Annotated in this window: 25 protein-coding genes and 1 riboswitch; of the genes, 6 read left to right on the forward strand and 19 right to left on the reverse strand. The window is 47.2% G+C overall.

What is annotated here, in order from left to right; translation table 11 throughout:
* Window positions 1–13: 13 nt before the first annotated feature.
* The 9 genes from AB447_RS12265 to AB447_RS27260 all read right to left on the reverse strand — a co-directional run bounded on the left by AB447_RS12265 (window position 14) and on the right by AB447_RS27260 (window position 11210).
* Window positions 14–787, reverse strand: a complete 774-nt coding sequence (locus tag AB447_RS12265) for a hypothetical protein (RefSeq protein WP_048354858.1) — start codon at window positions 785–787, stop codon at window positions 14–16.
* Window positions 788–1009: 222 nt separating this feature from the next.
* The gene (locus AB447_RS12270) at window positions 1010–2335 is read right to left on the reverse strand and encodes an NCS2 family permease (RefSeq protein WP_048354857.1); all 1326 of its coding nucleotides are present in this window, start codon (window positions 2333–2335) and stop codon (window positions 1010–1012) included.
* 126 nt (window positions 2336–2461) lie between these two features.
* Window positions 2462–2563, reverse strand: a riboswitch (purine riboswitch).
* 185 nt (window positions 2564–2748) lie between these two features.
* Window positions 2749–4290, reverse strand: a complete 1542-nt coding sequence (guaA, locus tag AB447_RS12275; RefSeq protein ID WP_048405831.1) for a glutamine-hydrolyzing GMP synthase — start codon at window positions 4288–4290, stop codon at window positions 2749–2751.
* Between the two features lie 188 nt (window positions 4291–4478).
* Window positions 4479–6707, reverse strand: a complete 2229-nt coding sequence (locus AB447_RS12280) for a DUF4129 domain-containing transglutaminase family protein (protein WP_048354856.1) — start codon at window positions 6705–6707, stop codon at window positions 4479–4481.
* 1 nt (window position 6708) lies between these two features.
* Window positions 6709–7920: a DUF58 domain-containing protein gene (locus tag AB447_RS12285; RefSeq protein WP_048354855.1), complete on the reverse strand. Its 1212-nt coding sequence runs from the start codon at window positions 7918–7920 to the stop codon at window positions 6709–6711.
* Window positions 7920–8882 (reverse strand): AAA family ATPase, encoded by a 963-nt coding sequence (locus AB447_RS12290; protein ID WP_048354854.1) that lies wholly within the window; start codon window positions 8880–8882, stop codon window positions 7920–7922. Before AB447_RS12290 ends, AB447_RS12285 begins: the two co-directional genes overlap by 1 nt.
* A gap of 133 nt (window positions 8883–9015) precedes the next feature.
* Window positions 9016–9894 carry a cation diffusion facilitator family transporter gene (locus tag AB447_RS12295; protein ID WP_048354853.1) on the reverse strand — a complete coding sequence of 293 codons (879 nt, stop codon included), beginning with the start codon at window positions 9892–9894 and terminating at the stop codon, window positions 9016–9018.
* A gap of 312 nt (window positions 9895–10206) precedes the next feature.
* Window positions 10207–10866: an acyltransferase family protein gene (locus AB447_RS12300; protein WP_269430219.1), complete on the reverse strand. Its 660-nt coding sequence runs from the start codon at window positions 10864–10866 to the stop codon at window positions 10207–10209.
* A complete protein-coding gene (locus AB447_RS27260) occupies window positions 10866–11210 on the reverse strand; it encodes an acyltransferase family protein (protein ID WP_269769329.1) in 345 nt (114 codons plus the stop codon). Before AB447_RS27260 ends, AB447_RS12300 begins: the two co-directional genes overlap by 1 nt.
* A gap of 255 nt (window positions 11211–11465) precedes the next feature.
* On the opposite strand from AB447_RS27260, the gene AB447_RS12305 reads away from it, so the two are divergent.
* Together AB447_RS12305 and AB447_RS12310 are read left to right on the forward strand one after the other, a co-directional pair.
* A complete protein-coding gene (locus AB447_RS12305) occupies window positions 11466–13007 on the forward strand; it encodes a multicopper oxidase family protein (protein WP_048405830.1) in 1542 nt (513 codons plus the stop codon).
* 114 nt (window positions 13008–13121) lie between these two features.
* Window positions 13122–13991: an AraC family transcriptional regulator gene (locus tag AB447_RS12310; RefSeq protein WP_048354874.1), complete on the forward strand. Its 870-nt coding sequence runs from the start codon at window positions 13122–13124 to the stop codon at window positions 13989–13991.
* Between the two features lie 39 nt (window positions 13992–14030).
* Here AB447_RS12310 and AB447_RS12315 read toward each other — a convergent pair whose 3' ends face one another.
* Both AB447_RS12315 and lepB read right to left on the reverse strand, forming a co-directional pair.
* Window positions 14031–14675 (reverse strand): SDR family oxidoreductase, encoded by a 645-nt coding sequence (locus AB447_RS12315; RefSeq protein WP_057957589.1) that lies wholly within the window; start codon window positions 14673–14675, stop codon window positions 14031–14033.
* Window positions 14676–14793: 118 nt separating this feature from the next.
* Complete coding sequence (gene lepB / locus AB447_RS12320; RefSeq protein WP_048354852.1) at window positions 14794–15342, reverse strand: signal peptidase I; 549 nt, start codon at window positions 15340–15342, stop codon at window positions 14794–14796.
* Window positions 15343–15609: 267 nt separating this feature from the next.
* Here lepB and AB447_RS12325 point away from each other — a divergent pair, with 267 nt between their 5' ends.
* Together AB447_RS12325 and AB447_RS12330 are read left to right on the forward strand one after the other, a co-directional pair.
* The gene (locus AB447_RS12325; RefSeq protein ID WP_082142396.1) at window positions 15610–15843 is read left to right on the forward strand and encodes a hypothetical protein; all 234 of its coding nucleotides are present in this window, start codon (window positions 15610–15612) and stop codon (window positions 15841–15843) included.
* A gap of 114 nt (window positions 15844–15957) precedes the next feature.
* Window positions 15958–16260, forward strand: coding sequence for a hypothetical protein (locus AB447_RS12330; protein WP_048354850.1), 303 nt, complete (start codon window positions 15958–15960; stop codon window positions 16258–16260).
* A 193-nt stretch (window positions 16261–16453) separates the two neighbouring features.
* Here the strand turns inward: AB447_RS12330 and AB447_RS12335 are convergent, their stop codons facing one another.
* Together AB447_RS12335 and AB447_RS12340 are read right to left on the reverse strand one after the other, a co-directional pair.
* A complete protein-coding gene (locus AB447_RS12335; protein WP_048354849.1) occupies window positions 16454–17476 on the reverse strand; it encodes a TolB family protein in 1023 nt (340 codons plus the stop codon).
* Between the two features lie 58 nt (window positions 17477–17534).
* Window positions 17535–17915, reverse strand: coding sequence for an RlpA-like double-psi beta-barrel domain-containing protein (locus AB447_RS12340; RefSeq protein ID WP_048354848.1), 381 nt, complete (start codon window positions 17913–17915; stop codon window positions 17535–17537).
* A 204-nt stretch (window positions 17916–18119) separates the two neighbouring features.
* On the opposite strand from AB447_RS12340, the gene AB447_RS12345 reads away from it, so the two are divergent.
* Complete coding sequence (locus AB447_RS12345; protein ID WP_048354873.1) at window positions 18120–18512, forward strand: hypothetical protein; 393 nt, start codon at window positions 18120–18122, stop codon at window positions 18510–18512.
* Entirely contained in the window at window positions 18509–19090 is a 582-nt protein-coding gene (locus tag AB447_RS12350) for a hypothetical protein (protein ID WP_048354847.1), read from the forward strand. Before AB447_RS12345 ends, AB447_RS12350 begins: the two co-directional genes overlap by 4 nt.
* Before the next feature lie 17 nt (window positions 19091–19107).
* Here AB447_RS12350 and AB447_RS12355 read toward each other — a convergent pair whose 3' ends face one another.
* Genes AB447_RS12355 through AB447_RS12380 form a run of 6 tightly spaced genes read right to left on the reverse strand, consistent with a single transcriptional unit; the run spans window position 19108 to window position 25439 of the window.
* A complete protein-coding gene (locus AB447_RS12355; RefSeq protein ID WP_053071185.1) occupies window positions 19108–19488 on the reverse strand; it encodes a GNAT family N-acetyltransferase in 381 nt (126 codons plus the stop codon).
* 7 nt (window positions 19489–19495) lie between these two features.
* A complete protein-coding gene (locus tag AB447_RS12360; RefSeq protein WP_048354846.1) occupies window positions 19496–19933 on the reverse strand; it encodes a hypothetical protein in 438 nt (145 codons plus the stop codon).
* A gap of 6 nt (window positions 19934–19939) precedes the next feature.
* Window positions 19940–20626, reverse strand: coding sequence for a beta-phosphoglucomutase (pgmB, locus tag AB447_RS12365; RefSeq protein WP_048354845.1), 687 nt, complete (start codon window positions 20624–20626; stop codon window positions 19940–19942).
* A complete protein-coding gene (locus tag AB447_RS12370; protein WP_048354844.1) occupies window positions 20623–22323 on the reverse strand; it encodes a glycoside hydrolase family 13 protein in 1701 nt (566 codons plus the stop codon). Before AB447_RS12370 ends, pgmB begins: the two co-directional genes overlap by 4 nt.
* Window positions 22316–24601 (reverse strand): glycoside hydrolase family 65 protein, encoded by a 2286-nt coding sequence (locus AB447_RS12375; RefSeq protein ID WP_057957590.1) that lies wholly within the window; start codon window positions 24599–24601, stop codon window positions 22316–22318. Before AB447_RS12375 ends, AB447_RS12370 begins: the two co-directional genes overlap by 8 nt.
* Complete coding sequence (locus AB447_RS12380; RefSeq protein WP_048354843.1) at window positions 24579–25439, reverse strand: DUF1189 domain-containing protein; 861 nt, start codon at window positions 25437–25439, stop codon at window positions 24579–24581. Before AB447_RS12380 ends, AB447_RS12375 begins: the two co-directional genes overlap by 23 nt.
* Window positions 25440–25441 lie beyond the last annotated feature (2 nt).

The raw sequence follows: 25441 nt of genomic DNA on the forward strand, positions 1-25441 counted from the left end.
GGTTTAAGGCTCATTACACCGGAACGAGCGAAGACAGCAAATAGCCGACCATGAACTTCCATGTCACTCCGGCATATACCAATTCGGCCAACAGGACGGCAAAGACGCAATACATTAAATCCGTCCGCGTCCTTTCGCTTTTTCCATAAATGGACTGAATCATGAAAAACGTCCCGAATACCGTTCCCAAAAACATCAGGATCGACAGGATCACCGTCATCGTCGTGATGTTCAAAATCGCACAAACCATCCACAGAGCGGCAGGGATGATAAACGGAACCAGCAGCGAGCCGTACTTGGTCGCAGTTTCGGCAAAGGACAGTTTATTCTTCAGCCAAAACCTCGACGCCGCCCAAATCGCCGCGATGTTCCAGAACATAAAGATCATGCAGTAAAGGAAAACGACGAGAAACACTTCCATGAATGAGACCGACACGCCAAATCCAAGAACCCTGCCGCGGCCGGACAATAGCTGATAAAAGTTTCCGAGCGAAAAGAAAACGGCTAACAGCGTCATCGAAATAACGGAATACTTAAAATAAGACCGGTCGTTTTCTTCGGCCGCCTGTACAGGGGACTTTAACACATCGAGCATAAAGCTGAAATAACGGACTAAAGCGGCATTTACGCTTCGCAAAACCGTTTTGACTTTCGTCTGCGGTGTTCCGTCTGTCTCCTTCGCCGCCCTCGCGTTACGCGAGCTTCTGGACATCCTTGATGCCGGCTGATCTATCTCAGGTTCATGATCTTCATCATGACTTTTTTCTTTATATTGTTCATCAATCATATAAGCAACTCCTATTCTTTGGCCCAAAGCTAATGCTACTGATTTCTTTTATAAATTACCTAAGCCTTGCAAAACAGTCAAGCAAAACCACTATTTTAAAACAGATTTGGCGGTCATTATATATAACGCTGAACGGACGCGAAAGGTTTTGCACGGTTCGCCTAATTTCGAGATATACACAAAAAAGCCGATAACCCGCAAGAGTTATCGGCTGCGAAAAGCTTAATGATTCAAGAAAATAAAGTAAAGAATAAAGATCACGAACAGGCAGTACATAATCGGATGGACTTCTTTCGCTTTTCCTTTAAAAATCATAGTGATCGGATAAAAGATAAAGCCGATCGCAATCCCGGTCGCGATGCTGTATGTCAGCGGCATGCAGATCATCGTTAAAAACGCGGGAACGGCGATTTCAAACCTGGTCCAGTCGATTTTAACGAGAGGAGCCACCATTAAAACGCCAACAACGATCAATGCAGGAGCCGTCACATTTGATGTCACGACGGTAAGCAGCGGAGAGAAAAACATCGCAAATAAAAACAGAATCCCTGTTACAACAGCCGCAAAACCGGACCTTGCACCTGCGGCAACACCCGCGCTTGATTCAACATAAGAAGTCGTCGTTGATGTTCCGAGGACGGCGCCGACAACGATGGAAGACGAATCGGCAAACAGCGCTCTGCCGGCCCTCGGCAGTTTGTTTTCCTTCATTAATCCCGCCTGTGTCGCCACCGCTACCAGCGTGCCGGCGGTGTCAAAAAATCCGACAAACAAAAACGTTAAAATGACGATCAGCATATTCATAGAAAAAATATCTTGCAAATGAATGATGGCTTGTCCAAACGTCGGTTCAAGGCTTGGAATTTTGTCGACAATCTTTGTCGGCGCATCGATCAAGCCGGTCAATATACCGGCCACAGCCGTGATCAGCATTCCGAAGAAGACGGCCCCGTTCACCCGGAGCACCATCAAAATGACGGTGACGATTATTCCGAAGATCGTCAGCAGCACAGGACCGCTGTGGATGTTTCCGAGAGAAACGAGCGTGCTCGGATTCGCCACGATAATTTTCGAACCTTGCAGACCGACAAACGTAATGAAAAGGCCGATGCCGGCGCCGACCGCTAGTTTAAGCTCAGGCGGAATGGCATTGATGATTTTTTCCCGCAAGCCTGTTAATGATAGACCGACAAAAATAAGTCCTGAAATGAATACGCCTGATAAAGCCGTCTGCCAGGAAATACCCATGTTCAAGACGACGGTGAAAGCGAAAAACGCATTCAGTCCCATTCCGGGAGCGATGGCAATCGGATATTTCGCGATGAGACCCATCAAAATACAGCCGACGGCAGAAGCGATCGCTGTCGCTGTAAAGACCGAACCTTGATCTATTCTTAAATCATTCGGAAAATCAGTGACTGAAGCGAGAGAAAGGGTCAGCGGGTTGACAAACAAAATGTAAGCCATTGACAAAAAAGTTGTCAGTCCGCCGATAATTTCTCTCCGATAATTTGTACTCAATTCGTCAAACTGAAAGAAACGCTTCAAAATGGTAACTCCTCTCGATTTTCTGTCGTTTTTATTGTTTCATAAACCTTTGCTTTTAAACAAAAAACGCCCCAATTAGACGGGACGCTTGACTACGGCATATTTCATACTGAAAGTTTTAGAAATCAAATCAATATATACCAGCGTAGTCAAGCTATTTACGGTAGCTTGGTAGAAACTTATGGGCCATATTCCCATGATTATACGACAAGTTCTTTTTCAATTACTATGCTATTGTAACAATATCTTACCGTAAACACAATAAAAAAACGAACGTTATGTAAAATAACGTCCGCTACGTTCGTTTACTGTATGTTCCAATTCGGTCTCTGCGTTATTCGGAAAGCTATGCAAATAAAACATTATCCCAACAATAAAAAGCCCCAAATCCGTAAAGATCCGGGGCATCGTTATTATTCCCATTCAATTGTCGCAGGCGGCTTAGAGGTAATATCGTACACCACTCTGTTGATATGCTTCACTTCGTTGACGATCCGCGTCGAAATCTTTTCGAGGATATCCCACGGGATTCTTGCCCAGTCTGATGTCATGCCGTCGATAGAAGTGACGGCGCGAATGCCGATTGTGTAATCATACGTTCTCGCGTCTCCCATGACGCCGACGCTGCGGATATCAGGAAGGACGGTGAAGTATTGCCAAATGTCGCGGTCAAGGCCGGCTTTGGCGATTTCTTCGCGCAGGATCGCGTCTGATTCACGGACGATTTCCAGCTTTTCTTCCGTTACTTCTCCTAACACGCGAATTCCAAGGCCCGGACCAGGGAACGGCTGGCGCCAAACGATCTCATCAGGAATGCCGAGCTCTGTGCCAAGCGCGCGGACTTCGTCTTTAAACAGCGTATTCAGCGGTTCGATCAGCTCAAACTGCATGTCTTCCGGCAGTCCGCCGACATTGTGGTGAGACTTGATCGTCTGCGCAGTCGCCGTTCCGCTCTCGATAATGTCGGTATAAAGGGTTCCTTGCGCCAGGAAGTCGATTCCTTTCAGCTTGTCCGCTTCATCGTCAAACACATAGATAAACTCATTGCCGATGATTTTCCGCTTTTGTTCAGGATCTGAAACACCTTTCAGCTTGTTGAGGAAGCGGTCTTTTGCATCGACTTTGATGACGTTCATGTTAAAGCCTTCGCTGAACGTCTTCATGACGCCTTCCGCTTCACCTTTGCGAAGCAGGCCGTGATCGACGAAAATACACGTCAGCTGATCGCCGATCGCTTTATGGATCAGCACTGCGACGACAGAGGAATCGACCCCGCCGCTTAGCGCGCATAACACTTGTTTGTCGCCGACTGTTTCACGGATTTTTTGCATTTCGATTTCGATGAAGTTCTCCATTGACCATTCTCCGGCACACTCGCAAACCTCGAAAACGAAGTTTTTCAGCAGATCGTTTCCGTATTCAGAGTGGCGTACTTCCGGATGGAACTGAACGCCGTACCATTTTTTGTCTTTTTTGCTCATCGCGGAATTCGGGCAATGATGGCTCGTCGCATCAACGGTGAAGCCTTCCGGAACTTCAACAACTAAATCACCATGACTCATCCAGACGACTTGTTCTTTCGGAAGATCTTTAAACAGATCAGGCTCGCCTTTAATCTGAATGTCCGCTTTTCCGTACTCACGCTGACTTGCCGCTTCCACTCTGCCGCCGAGGTAATGGGTCATCAGCTGCATGCCGTAGCAAATTCCAAGAACCGGGATGTCCAGGTCAAAGATCTTTTCGTCACAGCGGAAAGATGCTTCGTCATATACGCTGTTCGGACCCCCGGACAAAATAATTCCCTTCGGATTCATTTTCTTGATTTCTTCCGCAGTCAAAGTGTGCGGATGCAGCTCGCTGTATACACCAAACTCACGTATGCGCCGAGTGATCAGCTGGTTGTACTGACTTCCAAAATCCAATACAAGAATCATTTCATTTACTAACTTCGTCATGGTGTCACCTCTTTATCAAATTGTCTATTGCACAGAAAAAATGGCGGCAGACATACAGCAGTCCTGCCCCCATTCGCGGGACTAAGGCCCGGCTTTGTTTAAACGGCAGACGCCGGGCCTGCCAGCAATAATATATAAGGTTTTTTAATATTCACTTATTCTAACAATAGGAAAGAAAGCGGTCAAGACTATCTCCTTTTAATTAAATTTTCCCATAACTCAACTGATTCATTCCAAAGCTCCCGCGCGTTTTCTTTCCGATAAAGAGCCCGTTCATACCGCAGCGTCAACCGGGTCATGTCATCAGTTTTGTAACGTTCATCAACCTTTTCCGCAAATTCGCGGAGCGTCTCGCCCGCTTCTTTTTTCATGCCTTTTCGCTTCAACTGGCGGAGCAGTCCGTCATAAGCCTTGAAAAAAACGGCATCATCCCGCCGCTTTTTCAGCCTGGCAGCAATAAGCATCGGCAACCATCCAGCCCGGGTAAAGTAGAGCGATGCTCCCGCGACAAGCAGGATAAGCAGCACCAGCCCGCCGTACGAGAGCGCACTGCCGGCGTCCCAGCGTTCAGCAGCCGCGTCCGTTTGGCGGCCTTGTTTTTGATCAAGCGCTTGTTTCTGATCGTTTTTGTGTTCTTCTTTTGCGGCCTGTTCCGGTCGATCTCCGGAATGATCCTGTTCTTTTTCAGCCGCTCCTGAAGAAGCATCATTGTGCTGTCCGCTTGACTGCTCGACTAGCTGCTCCGGATTGATAAAACCTTTTGTCGGTTCAAACGTCACCCATCCCTGCCCTTTAAAGTAGACTTCAACCCAGGAATGGGCATTGTTGTTTGTCACTTCATAAACGTTATGGTCCCGGTCCTGCGACGTTCCGGCATACTGTCCCGATGTATAGCCCTTCACCCAGCGGGCCGGTACCCCGGCAGACCGCAAAAGCACGATCATGGCCGTTGAAAAGTTGTCGCAATACCCGATTTTCGTCTCAAATAAAAATTGATCGACGTAATCCTGATCATTTTTCGGAACGGCAACATCTTTCGTCTCATACGAAAACTCGGAAGACCCGAGATAATCTTCAATCGCTTTCGCCTTGTCATACACGTTGTCACGATCTTTCGTCAGATCATGGGCGAGCCGTTTGACACGCTCAGGAAGGGAGTCGGGGAGCTGCAAGTATTTTTGATGGTTTTTGCTCCATTCTCCTTCAGTATCCGTGCTGATGCGTTGAAGCTTGTTCACGTCAAAAACGGGAGATTGATAGGTCACTGTATAGCTTCCAAGGTTTTTCACATCGACTCCCATCTTGCCGACCGGAATGATCCGCTCCGTTCGGCTGTTCATCGCGAGCGGCACAAAATTGTCCAATAAGATGTCCGTCGTCCCGATCGGGTAAAGGACATGGTGATAGCGGTAAGACGGATTGATGTCGACCTTGACTTTCCGCGTTTCCGTTTTTACGCCGGCTTCATACCATGCATAATTAAGCCTCGTGTCATCAAGGTTGATCGATGCCCCCGCTTTCTCATCTTCAGTCCAGCCTTTGCCAGTGTAATAGCTTTTCGTTTCGACTCTGAAATAGCTTCTTTCATTGCCCTGCCACGAAAACACCCGTGTATCGTCCTGCGTAAACGGTCCGCCCAATGATTCATCATTCGTGCCATACCCGACTTTTGCTTTTCCCCCTGAAGAAAAATCGCCGGTTGCCGCCGTCTTGAGGAACGGAACCGGATCAGGCCAGATCGGATCAGCCTTCGGCGCAGCTATTCCAATGGCCGCGGCGGCAGCCGTCAACAGCATGAGCGGGGCAAACCATTTGGCAAATAACGATGGGGAAGCTTTGAACCTCTCGCTTTCCTTTATCCGCTCCAAAAACAGCATTCCGAGCAGGAGAAAGCCGAACACAACGATCCGGATGATCGCATGCGACGCGTCAAACGGCGTAAACGTATCGATCACCGTAATATAAACGACGGTCATGATGAAAAAGAAGAAAATTCTCCGCTGATAAATCACCCAATAGTGCAGAAGGTAGACGAGCAGCCAAAGCAGGACGAAAAAGAGCAGCGTCCGAAATAAAGGCGACATATCCCGCCACATTCCCGAAAAGATGTACGACAGGTTTCGATTCACTTCGCCTGCGAGCATTCCGAGCCAGGAAGGTTGAAGCAATGATCCTTCGTAAAATATCCAATGAAGGGCAAACAGAATGAAACCGAGGCTGACCGGAAACCTGATAAACCAAGGAACTTTAAAAAACGTCATCAGAAAAACGATAGCGATAAATACGATAAAAAAGACGGTATGCCCCGTATCGGTAAAATACTGCAAGGGGCGGAGCCACTCCCATAGCAGCAAAAAGGTTAAAACATAAAAAATCAGCAGACTGACCCGGCCGTTTTGTTCTTTGGACATCATCATCTCACCTCGCTTTCAAAAAAACATGCGAAAAGCGCTCTCCGCTAATGACGCTGACTTCGATTCCGCGCGCTTTTACATGCTCGATCGCCGCATTCTCTTCCGGTGAGACAGCGCCGCCTTTTTCTTTGATGAGAAATACGGACGGCGCCTTGTCTTTTGATGCGTTTCCCAACACGTGCGATAACCCGGCTGTCATGCGGCCTGTCACGATATATTTCGCCGTCTTCCTCATATCGGGCAGCTGAAGCTCGCTCTCCAGCAGCTTGTGAAACGGATGGGGGGAATCGCAATCTGCCAGCGCCAAATGATGAAAGAGCTTCCTTAAATGATCTTCTCCGCCGCGGATCGGAAACAAGGATCGATCTTTTCCAATCGAAACAAGCCCGGCACAGGCCCCGTTTTGAAGGGCCGCGCGCAGCACCGAAGCGGTAAAGACAACGATGTCTTCAAAAGCCGGAGAAGGGGTACGATCCATGAAAACGCACAAATTCCGGCCCTTCACCTGTTCAAACTCCTTTGTCATCAGCCGGTTCCGCCTCGCCGACGTCTTCCAGTCCACCCACGAAAAGCGGTCCCCCGGCTGATATTCCCTCACGCTTGAAGCCAAATAGCTGTTTTGCCTCTGAAAGTCGGCGGCATGTCCGGCTTTATCGTCAAAGCTTCCAGTATTGGCATCGTACCTGATCTTTTGATACGAAGGCAGAACGAGAAATGAGGTTTCAAGCCGTACATATACTTCCTTTTCCAGAAGCCCCAAGGGATCGCCTGTACGGATTCTGACCGTGTTGAGACGATGATCGCCCCTCGGAACGGACGGGATCGTATAAGCCATTTTGATTTCTTTTTGAAACCAGGGAAAAAGAAACCGCAGCGCTCTCTGCGCATGGCCGTTTTTTAAAAGAGACCCGGGAAGGCAGTCTTCAACGATCATAAACATAAGCGGAAACGGAAATTTTCTCTTTATGGTAATGACGGCTTCAAGCTGATCGCCGGCTTTAAACTGTCCGCGGCTGAGCGTTCGTTCGGCCTCGATTTTCTTCAGCGGGTACATAGCAAATAAGACGGCGTACAAGACGAAGGGAAGAAAAACGTAAAACAAAAACCAGCTGACAAATCCCCCTTGAAACATCGCATAGCAGAACGTCGATATTAAAAGAAGAAATAAAATAAACAGCTTCCACCAAAACCTGATATGACCGATGCGCTCTCTCATTATCTGCTCATCGACCTTCCAACGGGAACCTTCGCTTTCGCCATGATCTCCTGAAGAACCGTCTCCGGACGCTTTCCTTCAAATTTCGCCTCCGACCGCAAAATCATTCTGTGCGGAAGCGTAAAAGGCGCAAGGTACTGGATATCATCCGGTATTACATAATCGCGGTTATACAGGAAAGCAAACGCCTGCGCAGCTTTCATCAGGGCGATCGAACCGCGGGGGCTGACGCCGAGATAGACGTCTGAATGATGTCTTGTTTGTTGCGTGATGTCAACAATATATTCCTTAATGGAAGCATCCACATAAACCGTTTCGGCCTCTTTTTGGAAGCCGGCCAGCTCATCCTTCGTGATCACCGGCTCAATCTCCTCAATCGGACGGCTTTTTTCCTGAAGGTCCAGCACACGAATCTCTTCAGCGACCGTTGGATAGCCCATTCGAAGCTTGAATAGAAAGCGGTCAAGCTGTGCTTCAGGCAGCGGATACGTTCCTTCATATTCCACCGGGTTTTGGGTAGCCATGACAAAAAAAGGCTTAGAAAGCGGCATCGTCACACCGTCGACGGTCACGCTCCCTTCCTCCATCGCTTCAAGCAGAGCCGACTGGGTTTTTGGCGATGTACGGTTGATTTCATCCGCCAACACGATATCCCCCATAATCGGGCCTGAACGGTATTCAAATTCAAGGGTTTTCGGATTATATATGGAAACGCCTGTTACGTCTGATGGCAGTAAATCCGGCGTAAACTGAATTCTCTTAAATTCGGCGCCCGTCGATTTCGCCAGCGTGCGAACCATCATCGTCTTCCCCACTCCGGGCACATCCTCCAAAAGCACATGGCCGTTGGCAAGAATGGCGGTCAGGCTCAATACGGCAATATCTTTCTTTCCTACCATTACTTTATCAATATTATCGGCTACTTTTCCCAAAACAGGATGCAGCGTTTCTTCGTAAGCCATCCTTTTCCTCCTCATGCGTACGGATTCGAAATTGATTTAACTTTACGATAAACGATGTTTCGGCAGAAAACAACTAAATGGTTAAACTCTCTTTCTATGTAAATAAAAATAACCTTTTCCAAAATGAAAAAGGTTATTTTTCGCCGTCTTTGAACGGTTCTATATGAACATGTGAGTGGATGATCGAGTGCTCCTCCTGCATTTTTCTTTCGATCTCATCGGCGATATCGTGGCTTTCCAAAATGTTCAGATCAGGCCTCACCTCTACGATGACTTCAACATGCACGGCGCTTCCCAAATATCTCGCCTTCACATCCTTGATCCTGCCGACGCCGGGAACTTTTTGAATCGTTTCTTTATATGTCGAAATATCCTTTATATCAAATCCGTCCGTCAAGGAATGAGCGGCTTCTTTAAAAATGTCCCACGCGGTTTTGCAAATGATCAGCCCGATGATAAACGCCGCTAACGTATCGACCCAGGCGAGGTTAAATTGCGACGCAAAAATACCGGTAAACGTTCCGATGCTGACGATGGCATCAGATCTATTATCTGCAGCTGCCGCATGCAGTGCCTGGCTGTTCACCTTTTCGGCGAGCCGCCTATTATAGGCGTACACCAAAAACATCACGGCCGCACTCCCGACCGCCGTCCAAGCCGCTATCATATCAGGGGTGGTTTCCCGCGGATGCAAAAATGACTCCCCCGAACTATACAGAACCTCAAGCCCGACAACCATCATGATAAAAGAAGCGACGAGCGAGGCGATCGTCTCAGCTCTAAAGTGTCCGTACGGATGGTCTTCATCAGGCGGCTTTTGCGAAATCCTGAGACCGATCAGCACCGCTAAAGAGGCAATGATGTCCGTCGTATTGTTAAGCCCGTCTGCCTTGAGGGCCTCGGAATGAAAGACGTATCCGATGAACAGCTTAACGGCCGACAGAACGAGGTAAGCGCAAATGCTGACCCACGCCCCGGTTTCTCCTTTTTTTAATTCGTCGTACCTTTCCATAAAAAGCTTCCTTTCCCATCCGTGTATTCGCTTTTTAATCATACAAAGCAAAACTTGAGTGAGTCTATAGAAACATGATTCACTTCTTGCAGAATTATAGACGCAATAGAACATTTTTTAACGGAGGAAACATATTTCAATTCGGCCAATCCCCGATAAACCCCGGTGCATCAAGGTTTCCCAAAAACTGTTTTCACCCCTCGGAATAAAAGCAAAACGGCTTCAATGTCTTTTCTGAATATTATTTCTTTTTTTCATAAAGGAGATAACGGCAAAAGCCTTGCAGCAAAATCTCCTGCAAAGCTTGTTCATTCAGCATCTTCTTCTCCTTCCGAGCAAGACCGGGTACCTGTTCAAAATGAAAATGCACGGAACCATAATCATCAAGGTTGCAGCCGTATATACGCCGCTCCACACGACAGAGCCGTAGGTCTCATCAAGAGAAACATTCATGAGATAATAAACGACGGCTTTTAACGCCCGGATCACCGGGTAGTGTAGGACAAGGATAACCAATGAATTTTTGCCGAGGAATTGAAGAGGCGCGGCATACTGAAGTTTAAAGCTTGCGAAAATCACGCCGGCCGTCCCTAAAAATGACGTGATATAAAAGATCGCCATGTTTCCGTACTCATTCGCTCTCATATCCACCCTGACATTCCGGCTTTGAAGAAAGCCGACAGCAATAAACAGAATCACCGCGATCAGCAGTGCTTTGCGATGCTTGACGTTCCGCAAATCTTGTTTCAGAAAATAACCGGCCGTGTAGAAGGAAAGAGCGGTCAATGCCACTTCGATATTCCACGGAAGCTTGATTTCGAAATATTGATAATTGAAATAGCTTAACAGAGCGCATAACATGACGATAAATACGACATATCGGGCCTTCAGCCCATTTCTCATTACGAAAAACAGCATTTCTACAACGAACAGACACGTTAAAAACCAGAGAGCCGGATTATGCGTCAGCATTAGTCATCAGGCATGGAATAGAAAATTCCTTTAAACGGAACAAGCGGATCGACGTCCGCGCTGCCGCTGAACGTAAAATGCCTTTCGACGAAAAACCAGAACAAATAGGCAAGGGCGGAAAATATGAAGTAAGGCAGAAGGAGCGTCTTCACCTTTTTGTACAGGAACGAAAGAAAGGTCATATTCGCATCATGATAGACAAGCCCTGACAAAAAGAAAAACAGCGGCATATGAAAAGAAAAAATGAAGGTCTTCAGCCAATCGGTCGTCGGCGTATGACCTAAAACGACCAAAATAATTCCCAGCCCTTTTGACACATCGATCCAATCTATCCTTTTCGGCACCCGCCAACATCTCCTTTCAAGCCGCTTTCAGCTTACCCATAATGTAACACCGCCAAACGGGAAAGCTCCACTTCCGCCCTCTTTAAAACCGCTTTCAATACGATATTTAATGGTTTTGAAACATCTTGTTCATTTCTTCGTAATACTTAGGCTCTTTTCGCCTGCGTCTATTTCTTTCCCCGGCAGGAACCTAAACAGAGGTCCCGTCTTATAATATACTGACCTATTTATCAGAACATAGAGGACAGGTGAAACATGAAGCTTGAAAAATTTGTCGACCCGCTGCCCATTCCAAAAGTGATCAAACCTCATACAAAAAGCAAGACAAAAACCTATTATGAGGTAACGATGAAAGAGTTTTATCAAAAGCTTCACCGGGATCTTGAACCTACCAGGCTTTTCGGCTATAACGAAAGCTATCCTGGGCCTACGTTTGAAGTCAAAAAAAACGAAAAGGTCGCCGTCAAATGGCTGAATAAACTGCCGCGTTATCACTTTCTCCCGATTGACCACACGATTCACCATGACGGCCATGAAGAGCATGAAGTGAAAACGGTCGTCCATCTCCACGGGGGAAATACGCCGGCAGACAGCGACGGCTATCCGGAAGCCTGGTATACGAAGAATTTTAAAGAAACGGGGCCGTTTTTCGAAAGGGAGGTGTATGAATACCCCAATCATCAGGACGCTTGCGCTCTCTGGTACCACGACCACGCCATGGCGATTACGAGGCTGAATGTATATGCGGGCCTTGTCGGCTTATATTTTATCCGCGATAAGGAAGAACAGTCACTAAACATACCAAAAGGAGAATATGAGATCCCCCTTTTGATCCAGGATAAGTCGCTGAATGAAGACGGTTCATTGTTTTATCCGCGGCAGCCCGAAAACGCATCCCGGGATCTGCCGAATCCGTCGATCGTTCCCGGGTTTTGCGGGGATACCATTTTAGTGAATGGCAAGGTGTGGCCTTATGCTGAAATCGAACCGCGAAAATACCGTTTCCGCGTTCTGAACGCTTCAAATTCAAGAATATTTGAGCTGTATTTCGATTCAGACCATGCGATGTATCAAATCGGAACAGACGGAGGCCTTCTCCAGCGTCCGGCAAGAGTCCAATCGATCACGATCGCCCCGGCTGAAAGGTTCGACATCATCGTCGATTTTTCGGATGCCGAAGGCCAAACGATCACATTGAAAAACCGGATCGGCTGCGGCGGAGAAGAAGCAGACCCGGAAACCGATGCCGATATCATGCAGTTCCGTGTGACAAAACCATTAAAACAAAAGGATACGAGCAAAATTCCAAGCATATTAAGAAAGCGGCCGTTTATCAAAAAACAAAAAATCGATGCCATCAGAAAATTGACATTGGGTGCGTCGCAGGATCAATACGGCAGGCCCGTCCTGCTCCTGAACAATACGCGATGGAGCGACCCTGTAACAGAGACGCCTAGGCGGAACAGCACCGAAATCTGGTCGATCGTCAATGCGGGAGGAGCGATTCATCCGATTCATTTGCACCTTATTCAATTTTTCATTCTCGACCACCGCCCGTTTGATACAGAGCGCTTTCAGCAAAATGGGGAGCTGATTTTTACAGGCCCTGCCGTCGCTCCAGCTGCAAACGAAAGAGGCATGAAAGATACCGTAAAAGTACCGCCTGGATCGGTCACGCGGATTCTCGCCACTTTCAGCCCGTACAGCGGCAGATATGTATGGCATTGCCACATACTGGAGCATGAAGATTATGATATGATGCGGCCTCTTGAAGTCACTGATTTTCACACTCAATAACAAAAGCCTCCGCAAAAGGAGGCTTTTTATTTTCTAAAAAGCACAAATGATCAAAAAATAGAGCTTTCAATCGTGTACAATAAGGGCAAGAAAACCTTGAAAGGCTGCGATAAAGTGGACGATTACGAAAGAATTCAACATGCGGTTCGTTTTATGGAAGAAAACCTTCAAAACGAATTAAAGGTCACCGACATTGCGTCGAAGGCTTGTTTTTCGCCATTTCATTTCCAACGGCTTTTTCAAGCCATTTCCGGTTTTTCTGTACAAGAGTATATTCGCCGCAGAAGGCTGTCTGAAGCCGCCGGACTGCTGAAGGAAACCGACAGGACCATTCTGGACATAGCAATTGATTTTCAATATGGCTCCCAGGAAGCTTTCAGCCGCGCATTTGCGAATTGTTTCGGGATCACCCCGGGCAAATACCGCAAGACAAACATCGACCTGAATGATCAGCATGAAATCAATTTCCTCGATTTTAAGACAAGCATCAATGAAGACGAATCGATTCCCAGACCGAACATTATTCAGCTCGACAGCATACAGATTGTCGGTTATGAGTATCATACCGATCTAAACGGCGAAAGGTATTTTGCAGACATTCCGGGATTCTATCATGATTTCGGAGCCAATGAATATTATATGCAGATCCCCGGCAAAGCAGCGCCTGATATGTCATACGGCATATCGTGCAATTTTCAGGATGAGGGCGGATTTTCATTCGTCGTCGGGGAAGCGGTTCAGAAACCGACCGAAACAATACCGGAATCGTTTGTTCATCTTGACATTCCCGGGGGAACATATGCCATGTTTGAGGTAAACGGCCGGACTGAGTTGGTTCAAAACACAAGAAGATACATCTATCGCACATGGCTTCCAAATGCGAATTATGAAAGAAGGGAAGGACCGGATTTTGAGGTGACAGACGTTCGCCGTTCCTGTTTTCCGGATGACATGAAAATGAAAATCTATATTCCTATTTTCTAAATGCCGGGAACCCGTTCATGGATTTCCGGCATGGCCTGATCAGATCGCTTTTATCGCTTCAGCGATGGCCGTTTCTCCTGAAAGCAGGTCAAACGAACGGCGGAATGTGCGCTCTTCGCTAAGCGCGGCGGCGACCGTTGCGGCTACGTCTTCGCGCGGGATCGTTCCGCGCTCCAAGTTTTCTGCGGCTTTTATTTTTCCTGTGCCCGGTTCGTTTAAAAGCCCTCCGGGACGGATGATCGTATACGTTAAGCTGCTTCTCTCCAGTATTTTATCCGCATAATGCTTTGCAACGAAATAAGGCTTGATGGCTTCATTCCAATTTTCCCGGTGATGGGCCTGCAAAACGCTGATCATGATAAACCGTTGAATCCCCGCTTTTTCGGCGGCTTCAATCGTTTTTGCCGCACCGTCCAGATCGACGAGCAGCGTTTTATCAGCGCCCGTTTTACCGCCTGATCCGGCGGTAAAGACGATCGCATCACAGCCTTTTGCCGCCTCCGCAATTTCGTGGACAGTACCTTCTAAATTGGCAAGCGCTGTCTCGATCCCCGAACGCTTCAGCGTCTCCGCCTGCTCTTCGCTTCTGACCATCGCTCTCACCTGATGTTCGCTGCTTTCCTTTAACATGCTGGTCAAGTGTTTGCCTATCTGCCCATTTGCACCGACGATGAACACCTTCATTTGACTCCAGCTCCTTTCGATTCGGCTTCTTCTATTATTTCACTTTAGCAGATGCCTCTTCAAACAGCCTGCTCACAAAAAAAGACCTCCCATATATCATGAGAAGTCTTTTCTTTCCTTATTCGATTCCGCCGATTTCATTGAATGGAAAATAGCGAAATTCAACTTTTCCGACGACAGACGATTTTGAGATAAATCCGAAATAGCGGCTGTCTCTGCTGTTTTGGCGGTTATCTCCCATAACGAATAAACTGTCTTTCGGCACTTTTGATTCGCCCGTTAATTCTTTCAGCGTAAAATTGTCCGTTAACAGTTTACCGCCTGTCAGCGTCTTTTTGTTTGGCTTTAAGTACGGCTCATCATAGGCTTTTCCATTAACATAAAGAACGTCATTTTTCATCTCGATCGAATCCCCAGGCAGGCCGATGACTCTTTTGACATAGTCTTCGTCAGCATCCGGGGCATGAAAGATGATTTTATCGAACCGGTTAATCTCGCTGATCTTACTGACCATGACCATATTTCCGTTTTGCAATGTCGGATACATGGAGTCTCCTAAAACGGTAGACGGGGTAAACAGAAAATAGCGGCAGACGAAAACGATGGCCCCCGCGATAAGAAGCGTCCTGATCCATGAGATAACCTCTTTTTTTCTATTATTCTTCATTTTTACTCTCCTTTGTATCTGCGATATCAGTTTTTTTACAGCGCGTTATGGCGGGAACTTCCCCCCTTATATCATACCAGTCTCGCATCTTTCATGCTTTATATTTAAATTAGCGTTTCCGGTACGAAAATCCTGTTATTCCCTTTCATTCTTTTTGTAATTTTTTAAGATGTTCACGAAGCATACAAAACCATTATAAATGCACAGGCAAACACATTGCTATTGTAATAAATTATCATAACCAATAAAAGGCGGGTGATTGTGAGCATGTACGACTATGATGAATACGACAATTATGACCCTTACAAACGCAGGCGGAACAGCGGGTGGAGAGCGCTTGATCCCCCGGAGAACCGCCCTTCTGATGATGACAATAACAATGACAATAACAATGACAGTAACAGCGACGGCGAAGACCGCGACCGTTTCAAATGCAGAAAAAGAAAGTGTTTTTCCGATGATGACGATGACCGCTTCAAATGCCGGAGAAAGAAGTGCTGAGAATGTTTGAAAGAAGCCGATTTACACTGCATAATCGGCTTTTCTTTTTGTCGCCCTTTGGAACAATCATCCAATCGATGAATATCATGATGGAAAAGGAGATGAAAAACAGCCATGAGCGTCCCAAAAGGTGTTCAGACCTCAATGCCTCATGATCATGATAGATCTTTGCACAACCTTTGCCGCAAGTATATGCATTACCATGTCGTGCTGAAATTGAAGGACGGGCGTTCGGTTCACGGCATCCTCGAAAACGCCGGCCAGCGGGAGGCAACCGTTTACGTGCCTGAAAGAGTCACAGAAGAAAAGCAATTTTACGGCGGGAACGGATTGCCGATAAGGTCGTACCGCCGGTTTAAAAGGATGGTTTTTCCGTTTTCACAGATGACCTCTTTATACCCTTTTCCATACTATTAAGCTCCGGACTGTCCATATTCCGGGCAGCCCGCCGCCTCTATCTGAAATTGCATGCTCCCCGTTCGCTTGCCCGTCTATAAAGGAATGAGGGACAAGCAGCCGGCACGCGCTGGAAACGGACAAACTTATACCTCCGCAAAAAAATCAGCCGGCAAAGCTGTCTGGAACAGACGCTGCCGGCTGATGTCCGCCTTTAATTCAGAACGGTAAAACCATTGATGATTCCGTTTGATTGTTCCCATTCTTTGCTCACTTTTTTTGTATCCCTATCATAGGCGAAAATCGTTCGTACGTTTGCTTCGTTTCCCGCGTCATCTTTCAGAATCTTTGCTCCCTTTGCTTCAGCAAGGAAATAGATCGTTTTCCCGTCTTTTGAAAACTGCGGCTCGGCCGAGTCGATCAATGTGAAATCGCGCCCGTCTGCAATGATCGATTGGTATTTTTTCGTCTCGAGATCCAGCTCGTAGATCGCCGTTTTTTCGCCTTCCGCATCTGTCGAGGTAAAGACGATCGTCTTTCCGTCAGGCGAAATCGCAATGTCATTGATAAATTTCGCGATCGTTTTGATTTCTTTCTCGTGTTTCTCATCGGCTAAAGAAATGCGCATATTCGTCGGTTCCGGATCGATCCCCTTGCTGTTCGCCTCATCGGTTTTCTTATAGTCTTCCGACTCGGAATAATGCAGAAGGACAGATTTGCCGCTGTTTTGATCGTATTGATAGAAGCTCACGGTCTCATCCTTGTCGCTCAGCTTTGGATAAATGACGGTAAAGGACTTCGTTTTCAGATCAAAGGACGCAAGGTGAAAATTTCGTTCTTCCGGCTGATTATAGCGCATGAACAGCTTTGAGCCGTCTTTGGACAAGCTTAGCTCGTCGACGTACTCCTTACCGGAATACAGCGTCGTTTTTTTGCCTGTTTTCAACTCAAGCTTGATGAGGCGCTTGACGCCGCTCTCGTCCGTGTTCGTATAATACAGGATATTGTGTTTCCGGTCCAATGCGGACGCAGGATAGTCCGTCATTTTTTCTTTGTGCAGCACTTTGTTATTTTTATAATAAGAGGTCATTAGCTTTTGGTCTGTCATCGATACGAGCAGGTCCGGACGATCAGACTGTGTTTGCTCCTTTTCCGGAGCCGAAAAATGGATGATTGCAAAAATACCGGCAGCCAGTACGATTGCCGCCGCTACAATGATCGTAATAATTTTTTTCATATTTTACTCTCCGCCAATATAAAGAAGCAAGAAAACCTGTTTTCTTGCTTCCGTTCGTTTATTTTTTGTATGTATAGTGTCCGGCAACTTTGCCTTTGCTTGTTGAATATCCTAAAGCTCTAAAGGCTTTTGGGCTTACATCCAAAACAGCGCCCGGAAGTCTGCCGACATCGTATTTATATACCGTGATGGCTTTCTTTGGTTTCGCTTTTGAATATGCTCTTATTTTCGTTCCTTTTCTCGGAACATCGAAGCCCATTTTTGTAGCACAATCCCAATGTCCCAGCCTTTTGCCGTCAGCGCCGACTTTTCCGACTCCATTATACCATGTAATATAACCGCTGACTTTTTTTGTCTTAGCGCTCGCTTCACCGCCAAAATTGAATGCAACTAGTAAACTGGCCGCTAAAACAAAAAATGAAAAGAGTATTTTCTTCATAATAAAGATATCCTCCGTGAATGGGGTTTTTTTTCTGACATTCAGATTATACCGTTTTTCAGAGACAAGCTCTTTTACAGTTTGATTACGTTTGAACGGCAAATATTACATATACTTTGCACTGAAAAGTCCGATATAAAAATTGACACTATTATGAGTTTTGATCGTATAAAAGGAGAAAAATAGATAGACAGGATGGTAAAAATGACAAAATCGAGACTTATTTTATTCAGTTTGGTCATCTCAGTCGCAGCCCTTTTCATATCGGGATGCGACGACAGCAGCGAGGAGCGTTCAAGGGAAGTGAATCAGGACAAGTCCATAAAAAAATACGACCTCGTCTGGTTTGACTATGTTAACGACAGCGAATCAGACAGCGCCCCGGAAATGAAAGTCTCCTATATGGAAAACGGCAAACAAAAAACGAAAACGTTTAAAAAATATGTTGAAAATGTTGAAGATATCGAGCAGCCATATATGAAAATCCGCGATGATAAAGCATTCATCTACAGGCCGCCGTATATGAAGTACGACCAGGAGCCCCTTGAAGGCGTAGTGAAGGATAAAGTAGAACAAAAAAGTAGTGATGGTAAATGATGAAGTATTTCCGGCTGCTGATCGCGGGTCTCATGTTGGCCATGTTTTCATGGACCGATCAGGCGGAGGCCGCAAGCGGCAACAGCTCGTCAAAGTCTTCAAGCACAGCGGTACACAGCTCCTCTTCAAAAAGCCGAACGGGCTCTGTTCATAAAAGCGCCCGCACCTATATGAAACAAGCCGCAAGCAAGGGCTATCTGCTGAAAAGATCGACTAAAAACGGGGGGACAGCTCTCAGAAACAGTCTGCAAAAAACGCTGCCGGCAACTGCGCTGTACAAAGGAAGCATGAAGCAAACGATCGATCAAAATCCCGCGGGGGCGGCTTTCTTTAATTATTACTTTCCGTATTGGATGGTCTCCCATTCAAAAGGATTTTCCGCTGAACAAAAAAGCATGCTGCAAACTGTCGGGATAAGAGAGAAAGACATCATGCAGCCAAGAGAAAAAAGGTACTGGCTCATCATAGAAGATAAACACGGCAGCGAAAAAGCCGTTCTCGTTTCGAAACGGCAATATGACAGCGTGCACAAAGGGGATCGCATCAAAGTGGTTCATAAACGGCTGATCAGAAAATAGCAAAAAGCTGATGAACATCAGCTTTTTTCATATTCATCAAACACATACGCAATCGCATCGTCAAGAGGACGGTAGCCGATTGCGGTGTGAATTTTATTGGACGTCGGGTTGTCTGCATCCGTATACAAACAGCAAAACGCGAATCCTTCGTCTAACAGTTTCCGGCTGAAAGCAGCCACGCATGATGACGCATAGCCTTTGTTTCGTTCATGTTTCGGCGTAAATACAAAGTTGACGGCAATCCCGTTTTCCGTCGGCCTCGCTTTTCGAGCCATTGATGGCTTGCCGCGGTCTTCCCATAGGTAGACAGAAGCCGCTGCGATGTTCTCCGCCTGCTTGCGGCTCACAGCCTCAAGAAATGCATCTTCTGAAAACGAATAAGTCCAGTCAGTAACCAATTCGAGGTCATGCTTGCTGATCCGCTTTCCTTAAATGTCCTGAACGAAAAGAAATGTCATTGACATGATCAATCCGGTACATTTTTTGCCTCATCTTGACCGCCGCACGTCTTTTCGATGCCTCGACAAAAGCTTTGGCAAGTGCGGGCCGTCCGGTTACGCCGGGCGGCCGGATTCCCGCTTTTTCGAGATACGCTGCCAGTATCCCGGCCGCCTCAAGCCCGGATTCTTCCCCAGCCAATATCAAATCGCCGGAAGCCATCACCGCTGCGAGCTGAATCCCCTCATCGTTTTCCGCCGTCAGCAAAACGGCGTCAACATCCGGCCGCCTTTTCAAACCGTAAAGGATGCCGAGCGGCAAATTGTTGACCGCTTCATTCTCTAACAGCTTATGTTCGACCGTTTTTAAAAACTCTTCCGGAGAGCTGAATCTTTTCACATTCACGCTCGATTAGCTCCTTTCTGTTTGCTGGCGCTCTCTGCAGCGTTTCCACCCGCTATACAGCAAATGAAACGATAATTGCGACGTCCGGCTGACGATCAGATCAGCGGCGTGCATGGATCGTTCATCACCGACTCCGACCGCGAACATTCCGGCTGATTTGATCGCGGAGATCCCGGCTTCAGCATCTTCTATTGCCGCACACTCTGCCGGGGATACGCCGAGAAGCGCTGCGGCTGTTAAAAAGATGTCGGGAGCGGGCTTTCCCTTTTCGATCGTTTCCGGGTCCACGACGGCTTGAAAATCGCCAGAGATCCCCAAGCGTTTTAAAATGGCAGGGGCATTACGGCTGGAAGAAGCTAAAGCGATTTGGATATGTTCATCTTTCAGCTCGGAAAGAAGCTTCCCGATTCCCGGCAACAGGTCCCCCGGCGCAAGGTTTTCGATCAGCTTTTGGTAATATTGATTTTTTTGGCGCATGAGGGCCTGCTTTTCCGCTGTCGTAAACGTAGACGCTGCCCCGCCGCGTGTGAGAATGTTGTCAAGCGATTGCTGTCTGCCGATCCCTTTCAGACTTTCATTAAAACTGCGGTCAAATGGAATATGCAGTTGTTCCGCAATACGCTTCCAAGCGAGAAAATGGTATTCCGCCGTATCTGTGATCACACCGTCCAAATCGAATATGACAGCTTTCATGACCGCGTTTCCTTCAATGTGATGTACATCAAAGCCTCATAGGGCTGCAGGCAAATGCCGCTCATGTCGGTCAGATCCCGCGAATAGTTGGATATGAGCACTCTCCACCGCTCATCAAGGAGTTCCTTCGGCGCTTCAAACATTGCCTTTTCTTCCGACAAATTGACGACGACCAACAGCTTTTCCCCTTCATATTCGCGAATATAGGAAAATATTTGCGGATCATCCTCAAGGATCAGCCGATAATCCCCGTATACGATGACCTTGTGTTGTTTCCGCAGCCGAATGAGCTTTTGATAATAATAGAAAATCGAATCCTGGTCAGCCAATGACTCTTTCACATTGATCTCTTTATAGCGGGGATTGACGGTCAGCCACGGCTCGCCGTCCGTGAATCCTGCATGCCTCTTGTCATCCCATTGCATCGGCGTTCTTGCATGATCCCTTCCTTTTTTCGCCGCGGCTTTTAAAAACCCTTCTTCTGACATCGTTTGATTTTCGACGACCAGTTCCTGATACGCGTTTTTTATTTCGAGATCATCATACATATCAAGCGAAAAATCGCCGTTGACCATACCGATTTCTTCTCCCTGGTAGACAAACGGCGTACCTTTCATGCCGTGAAGGACCGTGGCAAATGCTTTGGCGCACTGTTTTCGAAAGATGCCATCATTGCCCCAGCGGGAAATCACCCTGGGCTGATCATGATTTTCAAAATACAGCGTGTTCCAGCCGGCATCCATTAACGCGGTCTGCCAGCGGGTCAGCGTCTTTTTTAATGCAATGGGATCAAACGGCTTGATCTGCCATTTTCCATTCGGTGAATGACTCTCTGTATCAATATCCATATGCTCAAAGGTAAAGATCATATTCAGCTCCCGCCTGCCCGGATCCGTATACTTCTTCGCCTCTTCAATGTCAGAGCCGTTTGCTTCGCCGACCGTCATACAGTCGTAACGGGACAGCACTTCACGGTTCATCTCCTGAATAAACTCGTGAAGGCGGGGGCCGTTTGAATGATAGCGGCCGACGATGTACCTGCTGTTGTCATTCGTTTCATAGTCCGGAAAATCGGTGTATTTGGAAATCGAGCCGATCACATCCATCCGCCAACCGTCGACGCCTTTATCCATCCAAAACCTCATGAGATCATATACTTCCCGGCGGACGGCTTCGTTTTCCCAATTTAGATCAGGCTGTTTTTTCGAAAAGTAGTGCAAATAATACTGGCCCGTCTGCTCATCGAACGTCCACGCCGATCCTGAGAAGATCGATCCCCAATTGTTTGGCTCTGAGCCGTCCGGTTTGGGATCTTTCCAAAAATAATAATCGCGGTACGGATTGTCCTTGGACTTGCGGCTTTCGGCAAACCAGGCATGTTCATCAGACGTGTGATTGACGACGAGGTCCATGATGATTTTCATGCCGCGCTCATGCACTTCATCGATAAGCTGAAACATATCTTCGTTGGTCCCGAACTTTTCGTCTATGCGCCGGTAGTCGCGAATGTCATAGCCATTGTCATCCTGCGGAGAATCAAACACCGGGCTCAGCCAGATCACATCCGCCCCAAGGGTTTTAATATAATCCAGCTTTTGGATGATTCCTTGCAAATCTCCGAATCCGTCTCCGTTTGAGTCATAGAAACTGCGCGGGTAAATTTGGTAAATGACAGCTTCCTTCCACCATTCACTCATCAGGCGTCCTCCCTTCATATCGTCCGTTCAAAAGAATCGGCTTCTGATAGACCGTCATCTGCAGAGGGTCTCCTTTTAACAGGTCAAAAACGACGCTGTTTTCTGCTACCGCAACTTGGATCAGCCGGTTGCGGTAATTGATTTTAAACGAGTACCCGTTCCATTCTTTCGGCAAAAACGGGGCAAATGATAGCGTCTCATTCGCGACGCGCATGCCGGCAAACCCTTGGACGATGGCGAGCCAGCTTCCCGTCATCGATGTAATGTGAAGCCCTTCTTCTGTGTCGCGATTGTAATTGTCAAGGTCAAGGCGGGCTGTCCGTTTATAGAGTTCAAGCGCTTTTTTCTCCATTTGCAGTTCGGCTGCGAGCACCGCGTGAACAGAAGGGGAAAGGCTTGACTCATGGACGGTCATCGGTTCGTAAAACTCAAAATTGCGCCGTTTTTCTTCCAATGTAAAGCGGTGATTCAAAAGGTACATTCCCTGAAGAACGTCGGCCTGCTTAATAAAACTGGAGCGGAGAATTTTGTCCCATGACCAATGCTGATAAAGCGGCCGTTCATCCGGATTCAAATCATCCGCGGCCTGCAGCTCTTTATCCAAAAACGTATCATGCTGGACGAAAATGTTTAATTCTTCGCTGTACGGATAGTACATCCGCTCGATAATATCCTTCCATGTCTCGATTTCATCTTCCCGCACCTTTAGCCGTCTATGTTTTTCCGCCGGGATATCGGCCAGATTTTCAAGCGTATACTCAAGCGTCCAGGCTGCAATCAAATTGGTATACCAGTTGTTGTTGACATTGTTTTCGTATTCGTTCGGCCCTGTGACGCCGTGAATCATATATTTATTTTTCCGTTTAGAAAAATGGACGCGGTCGGCCCAAAATCTGCTGATTTCCACGAGAACGTCTATCCCGTAATCTTTCATATAGTCCTTGTCGCCCGTATAATTGATATAATTGTAGATTGCGTAGCAAATCGCGCCGTTGCGGTGAATTTCTTCAAAGGTGATCTCCCATTCGTTGTGGCATTCGTCGCCGATGAACGTCACCATCGGGTAAAGAGCCCCTTTCATCCCCAATTTGGCGGCGTTTCGCTTGGCAGCCTCCAAATGGTGATAGCGGTACAGCAGCAGGTTTTTTGTCACCTCCGGATCGGCTGTGGCCAAATACATCGGGACGGCGTATGCCTCGGTATCCCAATACGCGGCTCCTCCGTATTTTTCGCCGGTAAAACCTTTTGGCCCGATATTCAGCCGCGGATCGTCCCCATAGTATGTCGAGAATAATTGAAAGATGTTGTAGCGGATTCCTTGCTGGAGCACATCATCTCCTTTAATTTCGATATCCGCTTTTTCCCACCTTTCCTTCCATTGATCGATATGCCTCCGCCTTGCTTCTTCATAGCCCCTGTCAACAATATCCGCCAAGAGCTCCCTGCCTTTCGATAAAAGCTCTGCTTCCTGAAAATCGCGGGAAGTCGTCACGGCGACGAATTTTGTTAAAGAAGCTTTCGTTCCCGGCTTCGTTTCATAACTGTAGCGATTCTCCGCATACATGCCGGCCGTTTTATAGCTCTCGCTGACAAAGCCCTTTGTCACGTTTGCCATCGCGGCGGAAACGGTAAAACGCGGCGTGCCAAACGGATTTTCGATCGTTTTTGTTACCAAATGGCCGCGGTTGGAATCTGCCCCTTTCGCTGCTTCCTGCCAAAACCGGTCCTGGTAGTTGGCATCTTCATTTGCGACGTTTCCGTCAAGGTAAGGCACAAGCGTGATAACAGCTTCATCGGTCAGGCACTCTGCTTCATAATGAATCGCACAAAGCTCTTTAACGGCAAGGCTCAAGAACCGCTCAGACCTGATTCTGACGGTTTTATCCCGGATGCTGACGACCGCGCTTCTCCGCAGTATCCCTTCCTTCATGTCGAGTTCCAATGCAAACGATTCGATCGGGTGTTGATAGAGATCGATTTTTTCACCGTCTATATATACGTCTATGCCGATAAAGTTCATCGCATTGATCACTTTCCCGAAATATTCCGGATAGCCGTTTTTCCACCATCCGACGCGCGTTTTGTCAGGAAACCACACCCCTGCAATATATGTGCCTTGATGGCTGTCTCCTGAATAACTTTCTTCAAAGTTCCCCCTGATTCCCATATAGCCGTTGGCGATAGATGTCAAGCTTTCCTGGAGCCGTTTATGTTCCTTTTGAAATATGTTTGTTTTGATTTTCCATTCGTCAATCTCAAATAGCCGCTGAATTGCCATGGTTTCCTCCTGAGTGTAGATTTCGGGTTTTCCACAAGCGTCCGCATGCAAGCGAGATCATCAAGATGACGCCGCACGTATCGATCAACAGCACGATGATAAAGTCAAAGTGAATCAGCCCGGCTAATGCTGCAGCAAATACCGGAATGGCTGAACAGCTTACAGCTAGAGCGGCTGCTTCTTTGAATGACGCAATACCGGTCATTTTTGATCGTTTTGTGATCCATAAACCCCCGGCAAGAATCCCCGATAAAAACAACCGGCTTATCAAAATCACCGAAAATGCCAGCAGCATGATCATCGGCTTATACTGGGCAAGCCACAATTCGCCGATCATATTTTCCAAATCGTACAGATTCAAATCTTTCACGTCCCTTTTGCCATAACGGACGGAAAAACCGGTGCCGTTTTGATCGCTGATGATCAGGCGATCAGGCTGGAAGATGATCGCGTTATCATAGCCGTTAACGTGAAGATGCCCGTTTTCACCGCTTGTCTTAAACCGATGCTTCAGATCGACCGCCAGCAATGTCCGTCCCTCCACCTGATTAAAGCCGGTTTCCTCTCCTGTCAGCTTTCCGTTTTTCAATTGATAGCCCTTTAGCCGCTCGGCAAAGCGGTCATTGACATCTTGGATCGCTGACGGCAAAAAAGATCTGACATTGAAGCGCTCGAGCTTCGCAAACGAAATGGCGAACGGCGCCATCAGGCAAGCCGTCAAAAAACTAAACAGAAACAAGATATGCAGCCAGCTGAATGTCCTCCTGCAGCGGCAGGCGCCGGATGGAGACGCCGCAGCTTTAAGGAAGCGGATGATAAAGCGGTCATGTTTCCCCATGG

The organism is Bacillus glycinifermentans (assembly GCF_001042475.2).
Taxonomy (GTDB): domain Bacteria; phylum Bacillota; class Bacilli; order Bacillales; family Bacillaceae; genus Bacillus; species Bacillus glycinifermentans.